We start from the raw sequence: 16,043 nt of genomic DNA on the forward strand, positions 1-16,043 counted from the left end.
GATTAAATGAATAAGGGAATAACTTATGGTTCTATAAAAAATAAGAAGATGACAGTACTTCTAATTATATTTGCTATGATTTTTGGGTTATATAGCTATTATATGTTACCAAGACAAGAGTCTCCAGATGTAAGTGCTCCTGTTGCGCTTATAACAACTGTTTATCCAGGGGCATCACCACAGGATGTAGAGTCACTAGTAACAGAAAAAATTGAAGATGCAATTGTAGAGGTTGAGGGATATGATTATTCTAGTTCCAAGTCTAAAAACGGAGTATCAGTAGTCACAATGTTTATAAAAGGTGATATAAACCCAGATGAAGCATGGGATGAGTTGAAAGAAAAACTACAGCCTGTACAAGGCGAATTACCTAGTGAATGTCTGGACATACAAATTAATACAAGCCTAACAGATACAGTAGGTATGATTATAAGTATGTCAAGTGATAATTATTCTTATGAAGAACTTGCTGATTATGCTAAGGTATTTAAGAATGAGTTAAGTAAAATTGATGGGGTATCAAAATTTGAAATAGATGGAGATTTAGAAAAGAAAATTATGGTTGAAGCGGATGTGGATAAACTTAACTATTATAAGCTTTCTTTAAATGATATTTCAAGCATTATCCAGTCTCAAAATATAAATATACCTTCTGGCAGTGTTGACGATGGAAAGGCAAAAATTTCTGTGAAATCTAACGGAACTTATGAATCAATTCAGGAAATAAAGAATACTGTTATTACTGTTTCACCTCAAAATGAAACAGTTTTACGTTTAAAAGATGTTGCAGATATATATTATGAAGTAGACAATTCATCACCTAAATATAAAGATAATGGAGTAAAATCTGTATTACTTTCTGGTTATTTTGAAGATAGTCAAAATGTTGTACTAGTGGGAGATGAAGTTAAGGAAAAATTAGAAGAATTAAAAGGTGATTTACCAAAGGATATTAAATTTAACCAAGTAATATTTCAGCCAGATGATGTTAAAAAATCAATAAATGATTTTATAATAAACCTTATAGAAGCTATATTCTTTGTTATTGCTGTTGTGTTTTTTGGTATGGGTGCTAGAAATGCTATTATTGTTTCTACAACTATTCCATTATCTATATGTATGACGTTTACTATTATGTATGGACTAGGTATTAAACTAGAGCAGATGTCTATATCAGCTTTGATTATAGCTTTAGGGATGTTAGTTGATAATGCGATTGTTGTTAGTGATTCAATCCAAAGCTATATTGATGAAGATATGAATAAACTAGATGCATGTGTAAAAGGTACAAAGGATGTTGCAATGTCAATGTTAACATCTACATTAACAACTGTATTTGCATTTGCTCCACTATTATTAATAGGGTCATCAATAGGAGAATATGTTTTTGGAGTTCCATCTGTTGTTATTATAGCATTAATATGTTCATATATTTGTGCAATAATTACTACACCAACTTTAGCATATATATTCTTTAAAAAAAGCAAACCGAAAAAGAATAAAGAACCGTCTAAAGTACGAAAATTTTTCGATAATCTTCAGCAGTTAGCTATGAAGAAAAAATGGGCTATGATCAGTGTTTGTATGATAGGGTTTCTTATAACAGGAGTATTTGTTAAACAATTAGATGTTAGTATGTTTCCAAAGGCAGATAAAAATCTTATGTATATAAATATAAAATCAGAAAATGCATCAGATATTGATATAACTGAAAGACTTACTGATAGTGTTGTAGAAATTATAAAAAATCAACCTGAAGTAGTTAGTTATTCTCAAGCTGTAGGAGATGGACTTCCTAAATTCTATATGACAGTGAAAACAGGATCTCCATCAAATGATTTTGCTCAGGTTCTTGTAGAATTTGATTTAAAGAAGGGCAAAAGATTTAAGACTAAGGAAGAACTGCTTAATCATATACAAATGGAGTTGGATAAGAATGTTGTAGGTGGAAGTGCTATTTCTAGTTTATTAGATGCTGGTAGTGGCGGGGGAAGTCCAATTCAAATTAGAGTTAGTGCAGAAAAGATGGAAAGATTAGATGAAGTAACTCAGTTGATTGTAGATGAATTAGAAAAAATTGAAGGAACAATTAATGTAGATAGTGATTTCGTAGATAAAGAATATCAATTTAGTGTAAATGTTGACGAAAATAAATCTAGTATGTATGGAATTTCAAAGTATGATGTACAAAAAGAAGTAAGTACTGCACTAAGAGGTAAAAACTCATCTACATTTAGAAAAAATGGAAATGAATATGATATTGTAGTTAAGAGTGATATAGAAACAAAAGAAGAATTAGAAAATCTAGCAATAAAATCATCTATGACAGGAGAAAAAGTATTATTAAGAAATCTTGCAACTGTTGATATTGAAAGACTGCATCCAAGTATTGCAAGATATAACCGTGAAAGAAGTGCAGTTGTTTCAAGTGACTTATTAAATGGATATGCACCAGGTAAGGTTGAAAAACAATTGAAGAATAAGATCAGAGAATTAGGCTTATCAGATTTAAGTGATGTAACAATTGATTTTGACGGAGAAATGAGTAATATACAAGGTAGTTTTTCTGAACTTGGTGTTTTGGCTATATTCTCAATAATATTAATAATAGGGGTACTAGTATATCAGTTTAATTCTTATATGCAGCCGCTTATTATAATATCTACAGTACCACTTGCTTTAATAGGAGTTGTTTTTGGATTGTTTGTTTTAAATCAACCATTATCATTTACTGCAATGCTGGGAGTTGTGAGTTTAATAGGTATAGTTGTTAATAATGCCATAGTATTAATTGACTATATTAATGGAGCAAGACTAGATGGAGAAAGTGTAAATGAAGCATGTAAAAAAGCTGTTGATAGAAGATTTAGTCCAATAATTTTAAGTACGACAACTACTGTAATTGGACTTATACCCCTATTAATAGGGGGAGGAGAGATGTTTAGACCAATGGCAACTGCCTTAATAGGTGGATTAATAGTATCTACTTTATTAACACTGGTTGTTGTTCCGACTGTTTATAGTATGGTTGAAGGAAGAAAAGAGAAAAAACACACTAAAACTGTACTTTAAATATTTTTAATGATAATAATTTGAATTTGATAATATAATAATATAAGATTTAATAGGGTAAGTTTTACTTACCCTATTAAATTATTAAAGGTGGGAAATTATGTCTATCAAATCTAGATTAATACTTTCATTTTTTGGAATGATTGTTATACCTGTTATTTTGATTACAATTTTTAATTTTATGTTTGATAAGTATTTTTGGGAAGATGATAAAAGTATTGTAAATGCAGCTAATCCATATCATTTTACTCGAAAAGTATTCACAAAATATAGTGAAATTTCAAGAAAAGTAAACTTAAATATTATTAATAATAGCGATAAAATTAAAGATACTTCTTTCCTTGAATCTTTAGATAATGAATTAGATGGAATTTATAGTGGGATTATTTTGAGAAGAGATGATCAAATACTATATTCTTCAGAAATTCTAAAAAATGATTTATTTTTAAATGAACTTCCAAAATTTAATTCTGATTATAATATAGATAATTATATTTTTTTAAAAAATGGATATGTTATCTTTTCACAAAATGATTTTTATTTTAATGATGGATCAAAAGGAAGTGTATTTTATGCTTTTAACATTAATTTATTACAAAAAGATATAAAGAAAGCTAGAACATTACTTTCTGCTATAATAATAATTTCAATATTAGTAACATCAAATGTTTTGACTTTTACAATTTATAGAGATATTATAAAAAAATTAGATAAACTAAAATATGCTTCTAAGGAAATAAAAAGTGGAAATCTAAATTATAAAATTGAAGAACACTCAAAAGATGAATTTGGTGACTTGAGTATTAATTTTGAGAAAATGAGAATTAAACTTAAAGAGTCGTTGGATATACAATTTAAGTATGAGGAAAATAGGAGAAATTTAATATCAAATATATCGCATGATTTAAAAACCCCTATAATGTCTATAAAGGGATATATTGAGGGAATTAAAGACGGAGTTGCAGATTCTCCTGAAAAAATGGACAAATATATAAATACAATTTATAAAAAAGCTACAGATATGGAAGTTTTGATTGATGAATTATTTTTATTTTCAAAGTTGGATTTAAAAAAGGTTTCATTTAACTTTCAAACTATAAATATTGTTGATTACTTAAAATACTGTGTTGAAGATTTGAGTTTTGATTTAGAAAAAAAGAATGCAAAGATAAGTTTCAATAATGAAAAAGAAAATATATTTGTTACTGCTGATTTACAAAAACTAAAAAGGGTTATCGTAAATATTGTAGAAAATTCAATGAAATATATGGATAAGCAAAATCCAATAATTGATATCAATCTAATAGATAACAAAGAATGTGTAATAATTGAAATTAAGGATAATGGAATGGGAATTCCAGAAGAAAGTATACCTTTTATATTTGACAGATTCTATAGAGCAGATAAATCAAGAAATACTTCTATAAGTGGAAGTGGACTAGGTCTTTCTATTTGTAAACAGATTATAGAATCACATGGAGGATGTATATGGGCTGAAAGTGAAACAAATGTAGGTACAAGTATTTTATTCACATTAAAAAAATACAAAAGGAATGATGAGTATGAAAAAAATTCTAATAATTGAAGACGATATAAGCATTGCTGAACTTGAAAAAGATTATTTAGAAATAAACGGTTTTGATGTTGAAATAGAGACTACAGGACTTGCGGGGCTAAAAAAAGCTAGTGAAGAAAATTTTGATTTAATAATACTTGATTTAATGCTTCCTGAAATAGATGGGTTTTCAATATGTAAAAGTATTAGAAAAGTAAAAGAAATACCAATATTGATGGTATCTGCAAAAGGTGAATCTGTTGATAAAATAAGGGGGCTTGGACTTGGAGCTGATGATTATATAACCAAGCCGTTTAGTCCAAGTGAATTAGTAGCAAGGGTAAAATCACATTTAAATAGATATAAAAGGCTCACTGAAAAAGTAAGCACTCCAAAAGATGAAGTAATAGAAATTAATGGTCTTAGTATAGACAATTATTCAAGGAGGGTTTATTTAAGTGAAAAAGAAATTGTATTAGCTTCTAAAGAGTATGATGTACTAAATCTATTAGCAAGAAATCCTAATAGAGTATTTAGTAAAGAAGAAATTTTTGAAAGAGTGTGGGGGATTGATTCTTTAGGAGATATATCAACAGTAACGGTTCATATAAGAAGAATACGTGAAAAGATAGAAAAAGATACTTCGAATTTACAGTACATAGAGACTATTTGGGGTATAGGTTATAGATTTAAAGCTCAATAAAGAGGAGGAAACTGCATGAAAAAAATAGTTATTGGTATATTATTAGTAGTGGTTACGCTTATAGGTTCCATAAATGCATATGCAGATGAAAAGGTTGTTGAAGATAAAATAAATATTTCTATTGATCAAGCTATAGAAGAGGCAATAAAAAGTTCAACTGATCTTAAAACTAGTGATTTGGATATTGAAATAAAAGAAATAGAACTTGATGAAGCAAAACATACAGAAAAAAAATATGATAATAGTGATGTTTCACTTGGAACAGTAGAAGGATTTCAATTAGATGCTAATATGATATCCAGAAAAGCTGAATATGCTCTTGAAGAGGAAAAAATAAAAAAGAATTATAAAATAGAGGGTATAAAATATAATGCAACTCAAGCTTACTATGGCGCTCTTAAGGCTAGAGAATATATGAATGTTGCAAAAGACAATTTGGAAAATGTTCAAAGAAATAGAGATATTGTAAATAAAAAATATGAACTTGGAGTTGCTTCAAAATCAGATTTAATAATGGCAGATATATCTTTAAATGAGGCAAAAGCAAGTTTTGAAAAATCTAAAACTGATTTAGAAAAAGCATATAGATCATTGAATATTGTTTTGAATTATCCACTTGATACGAAAATTGAACTTACATCAAGCTTTAACGAAGAAGTATTTGATGAAGACTTAAATAAAGATTTAGAAAAAGCTTATGAAAGCAGATTTGATATAATTCAAATGAATCATAATTATGAACTTGTTAAACTTGATTTTGAGACAAATTCAATAATGTATCCTTCTAATACTTATAAATACAAAACCAAAGAAAGAAATTTAGCAAAAATCGAAAGTAGTTTAGCAGATGCTAAAAAGATGGTTGAATTTGATATTAGAGGAAAATATGATGATATAGTAAATGCCAAAAATCAGATAGAGCTTGCTAAAGCAAAAGTACAAAAAGCAGAAGAAGTATTAAAACTTAAGGAATATTCATATAATGCAAAACTTGGAACACTTCTTGAAGTTGATAATGCTCTAAATCAATTATATAATGCACAAATATCTCTTTCAAATGCAATATCAAGCTATAACTTAGCGGTAATTGAGTATAATAAAGCTGTTAATATAGGAAATATAAAATAATAAAAATTATAATATGTTGACACAAAAGTGCATTCGTAATGCTAAGTATGAGTGCACTTCTTTATAAAATAGTCAGTGTGTAGCAGCTAGACGAATTTTTTATTTGACATACAAACAATATATGTGTTATTATTGTTAAAACAAAATAATACAAAAAATCGACATACGCATGTCGACCTTTAAGTTGGTACGAGAGACCAGGAAGGGAGGAATCATGATGGGAGCCATCAGTGCGTGTTTTTATTATGCAAAAAAACATGAGAATAAGAATGATTATGCAAATTTCAAAGAATTATTGAATGTATTATTCTCAATAATAGTTTTTGAATTCCCTAAAATATGTAAGCAACAAACGGTTGTACCAAAGGTTGAGTTTTGATTTTGGTACGCTTGTTTGTTGCTTTTTTTAATATCTAAAAAAGGGAGTGAATTAAATGAAATTATTGATTAAAAATGCAAGAGTTATAAATCCTAAAACAAGCTTTGATAAAGTTACAGATGTTCTTATTGAAGATAGTATAGTAAAAAAAGTACACGAAAATATAGAAGAACAAGTTGATAGAGAAATAGATGCAAATGGATATATATTAGCTCCAGGGTTTGTGGACGTACATGTTCATCTTAGAGAACCTGGATTTGAATACAAGGAAGATATAAAAACGGGAAGTTTAAGTGCTGCAAGAGGTGGATTCACTACTATATGTGCTATGCCAAATACTAATCCTGTTATAGATAATGAAGAAGTAGTTAGGTATATAAAAGATAAGGCAAAAGAAGCAGTAGTAAATGTTGAAGTCATAGGAAGCATAACTAAGGGACAAAATGGAAAAGAGTTAAGCGATATAGAGAGTATGAAAAAATCAGGAATAATAGCTATAAGTGAAGATGGAAAGACAGTTAAAGATCCAGTGGTTTTAGCTGAAGCTATGAAGCTGTCTAAAAAATACGACCTACCTGTTTTATCACACTGTGAAGATGAAGAGTTAGCTAATGGTGGGGTTATGAACGAAGGTGAAAGATCTAAAAGTTTAAATCTTAAAGGAATATCTAGTGAGTCTGAAGAGGCTATAGTTAAAAGAGATATAGAGATTGCAAAAGAAGCTGGATCTAGAATTCATATATGCCATATAAGTACTAAGGGAAGTGTTGAACTAGTAAGAAAAGCTAAGAATGATAACATAGATGTAACTTGTGAGGTTTGTCCTCATCACTTCTCTATTACAGATGAGAGTGTAGAAATAGATAATGCTAATATGAAAATGAGTCCACCGTTAAGATCTAAAGATGATGTTAAAGAGATAAAAAGAGGATTAAAGGATGGAACTATAGATATTATAGCAACAGATCATGCACCTCATCATGAAAAAGAAAAAAACTGTGGATTTGAAAAAGCAGCAAATGGAATAGTAGGACTTGAAACTGCACTATCTCTTGGAATAACTAATTTGGTAAAAGAAGATGTAATAAACATAAATGAGCTTATAGAGAAGATGAGCTTAAATCCTGCAAAGCTTATAAACATAGATAAAGGAAGTATAGAAGAGGGAAAAGTTGCTGATATAACTATCTTTGATGAAAATGAGATTTACAAAATAGATTCAAGTAAATTCAAATCAAAGTCAAAAAATACTCCATTTGACAAAATGAAGGTATACGGAAAAGTAAAGTATACGATAGTAAATGGAAATGTTGTATATGAGGGGGATGAAGATTAGATGATAGATAAGCTGATAGAGAGAATAAAAGAGCTGAATAATCCTACTGTTGTAGGACTTGATCCTAGAGAAGAAATTATACCAGAATTTATAAAAAAAGAGTCTTATAGAAAATATGGATGGACATTAAAGGGACTTGCAAATGCTTATTTTAAATTTAACTGTATGATAATAGATGAAATATATGATTTAGTTCCAGCTGTAAAACCTCAAATATCTATGTATGAGGAATTAGGACCTGATGGAATAGATTGTTTTATAAAGACTATAAAATACGCAAAAGAAAAAAAACTTATAGTAATAAGTGATATAAAAAGAGGCGATATAGCATCAACTGCAAAGAGCTATTCAAGAGGACATATAGGAAGAGTAAGTGTTGGTAAAAGTGAGCATAAGGTATTTGATGCTGATTTTGTAACTATAAATGGATATATGGGGTATGATGCGATAAGTCCTTATATTGAAAACTGTAAAGAACTTGATAAAGGAATGTTTGTACTAGTAAAAACATCAAATCCAAACAGTGGAGATATACAAGACTTAAAAACTGAAGATGGAAGATATGTATACGAGCATATGGGAGAGCTTGTATCAAAGTGGGGAGAAGATTTAATAGGTAAATATGGATTTAGCAAAATAGGAGCAGTAGTGGGTGCAACTTATAAAGAGCAGGGAAAAATACTTAGAGAGCAAAATCCTAATACCTTCTTTTTAGTGCCAGGGTATGGAGCACAAGGTGCAACGGCTGAGGATTTAAGAGGATGCTTTAATAAAGATGGGTTAGGAGCTTTGATAAATTCATCAAGAGGTATAATAGCAGCTTATAAAAAAGATGAGTATAAAGATAGATATAGTGAAGCAGAGTTTCACAAGGCTGCAAGAGAAGCAGTAATTAGAATGAGACAAGACTTATTGAGAGTACTTTAATTGGGAGGGGAAGAATATGAAAGGTTATTTAATATTAGAAAATAATGTTGTTCTTGAAGGAAAGTTATTTGGATATACAGAAGAAACGGTAGGAGAAGTAGTATTTAATACTGGAATGACTGGATACCAAGAGGTTCTAACTGATCCATCTTATTACGGACAGATAGTTACAATGACATATCCACTGATTGGAAATTATGGAATTAATATAGATGATATGGAATCAAAATCTCCAAAGGTTAGAGGGTTTATAGTAAGGGAAAAATGTGAGATGCCATCAAACTTTAGATGTGAATTCAATCTTGATGATTATCTTAAACAAAACAAGATTGTTGCAATAGAAGGAATAGATACAAGATATCTTACTAAGATGATTAGAAATCAAGGAACTTTAAGAGGAATTATAACTAGTAGAAAATTATCTGATGAACAAATACAAAATACTATAAATTCATTTTCAAATGTTGATGCAGTTGAGAAAGTAACTACTAAAGAAGTAGTCGATCATTGTGATAAAAAAGGTCTTAATATAGCGGCTATAGACTTTGGAATAAAGTCTAATATAATAAGATCTTTCAAAAAAAGAGATTGTAATATAACTGTATATCCAGCATTTGTAGCAGCTGAAGAGATACTTGAAAAAAATTATGATGGAGTATTTTTATCTAATGGACCTGGAGATCCAAAGGATTTAGTGAGTGTTATTGAAGAAATAAAGAAGATGATGGGAAAAATTCCAATAACGGGAATATGTCTTGGACATCAACTTCTAGCATTAGCACTTGGAGGAGATACTCAAAAGCTTAAGTTTGGGCACAGAGGATGTAATCATCCTGTAAAAGACTTGCAAACAGGAAATGTAATTATAACATCGCAAAATCACGGATATGTTGTTACGGAAGAGACTTTACCTGAGAATGTGAAAGTAACTCATATAAATATGAATGACAACACGATTGAGGGAATGAGAATTGATGATATGGACATATACAGCATACAGTTTCACCCTGAAGCTTGCCCAGGACCATATGATGCAGCACCTATATTTGATGAATTTATAGATGTTTATATGAAAGCTAAAACTGCATCAGTTTAATATCAAGTTTAGATTTACAAAGACATTTTAATCTTAAGTAGTTATTATGGGGAGGTAAAATTATGCCAAGAAGAGATGATATAAAGAAAGTATTAGTTATAGGATCGGGACCAATAGTAATAGGGCAAGCAGCTGAGTTTGATTATTCTGGAACACAGGCTTGTCAAACTTTAAGAGAAGAGGGAATAGAAACAGTACTTATAAATTCTAACCCTGCAACTATAATGACTGATAAAGAAATTGCTGATAAGGTTTATATAGAGCCACTAACTTTAGAATTTGTAGAAAAAGTAATAATTGAGGAAAAACCAGACAGTTTAATAGCAGGTATGGGAGGTCAAACAGGACTTAACTTAGCGGTTGAACTTAATGATAAAGGGATTTTGAAAAAGCACAACGTAAAGGTCATCGGAACGTCTATAAAATCTATCAAGGACGGGGAAGATAGAGATTCTTTCAAAAGAATAATGGAAGAGACAAACCAACCTTTAGTTGAAAGTGAAATAGTAACTACTATGGAGGATGGAGTCAAATTTGCATCTCAAATAGGGTATCCAGTAGTTGTAAGACCTGCATATACATTAGGTGGTGCAGGTGGTGGAATAGCAGAAGATAAGGACGAGTTAGAAGAAATTCTTGCAAGTGGACTTCAGCTAAGCCGTGTAGGTCAGGTACTTTTAGAGAAAAGTATAAAAGGTTGGAAAGAGATAGAGTATGAGGTAATGAGAGATAGCAAGGGCAACTGCATTACAGTATGTAATATGGAAAATATAGACCCTGTTGGAGTACATACTGGGGACTCAATAGTTGTAGCACCATCTCAAACTCTTACAGATGTAGAGTATCAGATGCTTAGAAAGGCTTCAATAGATATTATAAATAGTATAGGAATAGAAGGTGGATGCAACGTTCAGTTAGCCCTTAATCCTGAGAGTTTTGAATATGTAGTAATAGAGATAAATCCAAGAGTTAGCCGTTCGTCTGCTCTAGCATCAAAAGCTACTGGATATCCAATAGCAAAGGTTGCAACTAAAATAGCAGTAGGATATACACTTGATGAAATAGAAAATGCTGTAACTAAAAAAACTAAGGCATGCTTTGAGCCAACGCTTGATTATTGTGTAGTAAAAATACCTAAATGGCCTTTTGATAAATTTAGAAGAGCCAAGAAAACTCTTGGAACAAAGATGATGGCAACTGGAGAAGTAATGGCCATTGGAAATAACTTTGAGTCAGCTTTTTTAAAGGCTATAAGATCTCTTGAGATAGGTCAATATAGCTTAGAACATAAGGCATCTTCTCAAAGAAGTATTGAAGAATTAAAAAGAAGAGTTCAAATACCTGATGATGAGAGAATATTTGACTTAGCTGAGCTTTTAAGAAGAAATTACAAAATAGATATGGTTTGCAAGATAACTGGAATGGATAGATTCTTTGTTAATAAGATAAAGAATATTGTCAGTGAAGAGGAAGAATTAAAGAGTGTTGATCTTTCAGATATAACTAAAGAGTGGATGAGAAAGCTTAAAATAAAAGGATTCTCTGATAAGGCTATAGCAGATTTTACAAAATCATCTCCTAAGGATGTATATAATCTTAGAAAATTATACAAAATAGAAGCTGTTTACAAAATGGTAGATACTTGTGCTGGTGAGTTTGATGCTGTATCTCCATATTACTACTCGACTTATGATGAGCATGATGAAGTGTATGTATCTGATAAGAAAAAAGTAATAGTTATAGGATCAGGACCTATAAGAATAGGTCAGGGTATAGAGTTTGACTATTGCTCAGTTCATTCAATACTTGCTCTTAAAAAGCAGAATATAGAGACTATAATAGTAAATAATAATCCAGAGACTGTTAGTACAGACTTTGATACAGCAGACAAATTATATTTTGAACCTCTTACAGAAGAAGATGTACTTAATATAATACAAAAAGAAAAACCATACGGAGTTATACTTCAATTCGGAGGTCAAACTGCTATAAAGCTTGCCAAGTTCTTAGATGAGATGGATGTAAATGTACTTGGAACTAAGCCAGAGCAGATAGATGAGGCAGAGGATAGAGAAAAATTTGATGAAATAATGGAAAAACTTCAAATAAATAGACCTAAGGGTAAGGCTGTATGGTCTGTAGATGAAGGTATAAAAGAAGCTTTAAATCTAGGGTACCCGCTACTAGTTAGACCATCTTATGTACTAGGCGGACAAGGTATGGAGATAACTCACAATGAGAAAGAACTTAAAAGATATCTTGAAAATTCATTTGAGAGAGACTCTAAAAACCCAGTATTAATAGATATGTACTTAACTGGAAGAGAAATAGAAGTAGATGCAATATGTGATGGTGAAAATATATTAATACCTGGAATAATGGAACATCTTGAAAGAGCTGGAGTTCACTCAGGTGATTCAATATCTATATATCCAAGTCAGAATATAAGTGATGATATAAAGCAGAAAATAGCTTTAAAGACAAGAGAAATAGCGAAAGAGCTTAAGATAATTGGAATGATAAACATACAGTATATAGAGTTCAAAGGAGAGCTATATATAATAGAAGTAAACCCAAGATCGTCAAGAACGGTACCGTATATAAGTAAGGTAGCTGAAGTTCCTATGATAGAGCTTGCAACTAGAGCTATGCTTGGAGAAAAAATTAAAGATATGGGATTTGGAACAGGAATTTATAAGGAATCTAAGAAAATATCTGTAAAGGTTCCAGTATTCTCAACTCAAAAACTTCCAGATGTTGAGGTGAGTCTTGGACCTGAGATGAGATCAACTGGAGAGGTATTAGGAATAGGTGAAACTTTTGTAGAAGCTCTATATAAGGGACTTATAGCTGCAGGAGTTAATATAGCAAATGAAAATTCAACAATACTTGCTACTGTAAAACCTAGCGATAAAGCTGAATTTGTAGAGATAGCAAAATCTTTTGACAAAAAAGGATGTAAATTTATAGCTACAAGCAAAACAGCAGATGAATTAGAGAAAAACTCAATCAAAGTTCAAAGAGCAAAGAAAATAAGTGAAGGTGTTCCTAATATATTAGATGTTATAAGAAGTGGAATGGTAGATATGCTTATAAATACTCCGACCAAGGCAAATGATTCAACTAGAGATGGATTCAGAATGAGAAGAGCTGCTATAGAGGCATCTGTACCAGTATTTACATCGCTTGATACGGTAAGAGGAATACTAGATATAATGAATTCTAATATAAAGATAGAGGATATGAGTGTATATAATATGGGCATAAAATAGGGGGGATATTATGTGCGTGACTAAGAAAAAGGTAATAGCTAAGATAGTTAAAAATGAAATGCTAGTAGAGAATGTTTATAAAATGGTAGTTAAATCAGAAGACTTAGTATTTAACTTTAAGCCAGGTCAGTTTGTAAATTTATACAGTAAGGATAAATCAATGTTACTTCCAAGACCTATAAGTGTATGTGAGGTAGATGAAGAAAATAAAGAGATAACACTAGTATTTATGGTGGTAGGAAAAGGCACTGAAGAGTTCTCAAAACTTACAGAAAATGATGATGTCTACTTGATGGCATTTCTAGGAAATGGATTTGACTTAGATTGTGAAGGGGAAAATATAATAGTTGGAGGGGGAGTAGGAACTCCTCCTCTCCTAGAACTTGTTAAGAGATTAAAGGGAAACAATAAGATATTTTTAGGATTTAGAAAAGATATTTATTTAATAGAGGAATTTAAAAAGTACGGAGAAGTTTATATAGCAACTGAAGATGGAGAATATGGAGAAAAGGGAAATGTTATAGATTTAATGAACAAGTATGTAAAAAAAGCAGATAGAATATATTCTTGTGGACCTAAAGGTATGTTAAAGGCTGTAAAAGAGTATGCAGCTAATAATAATGTAGATGCATATTTGTCTCTTGAGGAGAGAATGGGATGTGGATTTGGAGCATGTGTAGGATGTGCTGTTAAGATAAAGGAAGATACTAATAAGGGATATAAGAATAAAAAAGTTTGTGTAGATGGACCTGTATTTAAAGCTTGTGAGGTGATGTTTGATGAGTAATCTAGGATTTAATATAGCTGGTGTAGAATTTAAAAATCCAGTTATGACTGCATCAGGAACATTTGGTTCTGTTGGAAAAGAATTTGAGCAGTTCATAGATTTAAGTTCACTTGGAGCAATTGTTGTAAAGGGAATTAGTTTAGATCCTTGGGATGGGAACAACTCACCTCGTATAGCTGAGACTTATGGGGGTATGATAAACAGTGTAGGACTTCAAAATGATGGAATAGATAATTTTATAAAAAATGATATGAAATTTCTTCAAAAATACGACACTAATATTATAGTAAATATTGCAGGTAAGACTGTTGATGAATACAAGGAAGTAGCTAGAAGATTAGATGGTACAGATATTGATATGATAGAGCTTAATATAAGTTGCCCTAACGTTAAAGAGGGTGGAGTAGCTTTTGGAACAAACGCTTTAATGGCTGAGAGTATAACTAAAGAAGTAAAAAAAGTTACTAATAAGCCTTTAATAGTAAAACTATCTCCTAATGTAACTGATATAACTGAGATTGCAAGAGCAGTTGAGGGGGAGGAGCTGATTGTATATCTATGATAAATACATTAATAGGTATGAAGATAGATATACACAGAAGAAAGCCAGTTCTTTTTAATAAAATAGGAGGACTATCAGGTCCTGCTATAAAACCTGTTGCAATTAGAATGGTTGATCAAGTGTCTAAAACTGTTAAAATTCCTATAATAGGAATGGGTGGAATAATGAACGGTGAGGATGCTATAGAGTTCATAATGGCAGGAGCTACAGGTGTTGCAGTAGGAACTGCAAACCTTATAAATCCAACAGCAACAATGGATGTATTAGATGGAATTAAAAAGTATATGAGTGATTACAATATAAGTGATTTATCAAGTATAAGAGGAATAATAGATTAAAAAGGTGGGGATAATATGAAAAAGTATAAACAAGAATTCATAGAGTTTATGGTTGAGTGTAATGTTTTAACGTTTGGAGATTTTGTAACTAAAAGTGGAAGAAAGACACCTTTTTTCGTGAATACTGGAAATTATCAAACTGGAGAACAGCTTAGTAAATTAGGAGATTTTTATGCAACAGCTATAAAAGAAAATTTTGATGAAGATATAGATGTATTGTTTGGACCAGCTTATAAAGGTATACCCCTTTGTGTTACAACTTCTATATCTTTAAATTCAAAATACGATATGAATGTTAGATACTGCTCAAATAGAAAAGAAATAAAAGATCATGGAGATAAGGGAATTCTTCTTGGAACAAAATTAAATGATAAAGATAAAATTCTTATAATAGAAGACGTTACAACAGCTGGAACAAGCATAAGAGAGACTATGCCAATACTTAAAAATGACAAGGACGTAGATGTTGTAGGACTTATTATATCTGTTAACAGAATGGAAAGAGGAACAGGTGAAAAATCTGCCCTTGAAGATATAAAGGATACTTACAATATGAAGACATGTGCAATAGTTGATATGAATGAAGTTGTAGAATATCTGCATAATAAAGAAATTAATGGGCAAGTTATTATAGACGATGATATGAAGGCGAGAATTGAAGATTATTATAAAATTTATGGAGTTAAATAAAAAATAAATTTTATGATAAAATTTATTTTTTATGTTGACATACTAGATCAAAGATAATATAATCTAACCTAACAAAACAAAACATAATATGTAAATCCAAAGAAGTGGAAAGTAGGTATAATGATTGTTTCAGCGAGCTGAAGTAGGTGTGAGTTCAGCAACATAGTTATATTGAACAAGAGCCATGGAGGAGATCTT

The 16,043-nt window shown here is 30.5% G+C and carries 11 protein-coding genes, 1 pseudogene and 1 other annotated feature (1 of these 13 only partly in view); all 12 genes and pseudogenes read left to right on the forward strand.

From position 1 onward, the window contains the following. Nucleotides 1–6: 6 nt before the first annotated feature. The 12 genes and pseudogenes from M2214_RS02500 (at nucleotide 7) to pyrE (ending at nucleotide 15,845) form a co-directional block, all read left to right on the forward strand. Nucleotides 7–3,072 carry an efflux RND transporter permease subunit gene (locus tag M2214_RS02500; RefSeq protein ID WP_248482494.1) on the forward strand — a complete coding sequence of 1,022 codons (3,066 nt, stop codon included), beginning with the start codon at nucleotides 7–9 and terminating at the stop codon, nucleotides 3,070–3,072. Between the two features lie 100 nt (nucleotides 3,073–3,172). Beyond that, nucleotides 3,173–4,657, forward strand: coding sequence for a sensor histidine kinase (locus M2214_RS02505; RefSeq protein WP_248482496.1), 1,485 nt, complete (start codon nucleotides 3,173–3,175; stop codon nucleotides 4,655–4,657). Next, entirely contained in the window at nucleotides 4,635–5,330 is a 696-nt protein-coding gene (locus tag M2214_RS02510; RefSeq protein WP_248482499.1) for a response regulator transcription factor, read from the forward strand. The genes M2214_RS02505 and M2214_RS02510 overlap by 23 nt, the downstream gene beginning before the upstream one ends. Nucleotides 5,331–5,345: 15 nt before the next feature. Continuing rightward, complete coding sequence (locus M2214_RS02515; protein ID WP_248482501.1) at nucleotides 5,346–6,458, forward strand: TolC family protein; 1,113 nt, start codon at nucleotides 5,346–5,348, stop codon at nucleotides 6,456–6,458. 217 nt (nucleotides 6,459–6,675) lie between these two features. Further along, nucleotides 6,676–6,837 carry a hypothetical protein gene (locus tag M2214_RS02520; protein WP_248482503.1) on the forward strand — a complete coding sequence of 54 codons (162 nt, stop codon included), beginning with the start codon at nucleotides 6,676–6,678 and terminating at the stop codon, nucleotides 6,835–6,837. Nucleotides 6,838–6,892: 55 nt separating this feature from the next. Beyond that, on the forward strand, nucleotides 6,893–8,173 hold the full coding sequence (locus M2214_RS02525) for a dihydroorotase (protein ID WP_248482505.1): 1,281 nt from the start codon (nucleotides 6,893–6,895) through the stop codon (nucleotides 8,171–8,173). Further along, nucleotides 8,174–9,100: an orotidine-5'-phosphate decarboxylase gene (gene pyrF / locus M2214_RS02530; protein WP_248482507.1), complete on the forward strand. Its 927-nt coding sequence runs from the start codon at nucleotides 8,174–8,176 to the stop codon at nucleotides 9,098–9,100. It abuts the gene before it with no gap. Between the two features lie 16 nt (nucleotides 9,101–9,116). Next, nucleotides 9,117–10,196, forward strand: coding sequence for a carbamoyl phosphate synthase small subunit (locus M2214_RS02535; protein ID WP_248482509.1), 1,080 nt, complete (start codon nucleotides 9,117–9,119; stop codon nucleotides 10,194–10,196). 62 nt (nucleotides 10,197–10,258) lie between these two features. Further along, a complete protein-coding gene (gene carB, locus M2214_RS02540; protein WP_248482511.1) occupies nucleotides 10,259–13,468 on the forward strand; it encodes a carbamoyl-phosphate synthase large subunit in 3,210 nt (1,069 codons plus the stop codon). 10 nt (nucleotides 13,469–13,478) lie between these two features. Further along, a complete protein-coding gene (locus M2214_RS02545) occupies nucleotides 13,479–14,255 on the forward strand; it encodes a dihydroorotate dehydrogenase electron transfer subunit (protein ID WP_248482513.1) in 777 nt (258 codons plus the stop codon). Further along, nucleotides 14,248–15,155 (forward strand): annotated as a pseudogene (locus M2214_RS18345) (dihydroorotate dehydrogenase). Before M2214_RS02545 ends, M2214_RS18345 begins: the two are co-directional and overlap by 8 nt. A 15-nt stretch (nucleotides 15,156–15,170) precedes the next feature. After that, nucleotides 15,171–15,845 carry an orotate phosphoribosyltransferase gene (gene pyrE / locus M2214_RS02555; protein WP_248482515.1) on the forward strand — a complete coding sequence of 225 codons (675 nt, stop codon included), beginning with the start codon at nucleotides 15,171–15,173 and terminating at the stop codon, nucleotides 15,843–15,845. Nucleotides 15,846–15,935: 90 nt separating this feature from the next. Then, nucleotides 15,936–16,043: a binding site (T-box leader), on the forward strand; it runs 107 nt beyond the window's last position.

The organism is Tepidibacter aestuarii (assembly GCF_934924865.1).
Lineage (GTDB): Bacteria > Bacillota > Clostridia > Peptostreptococcales > Peptostreptococcaceae > Tepidibacter_A > Tepidibacter_A aestuarii.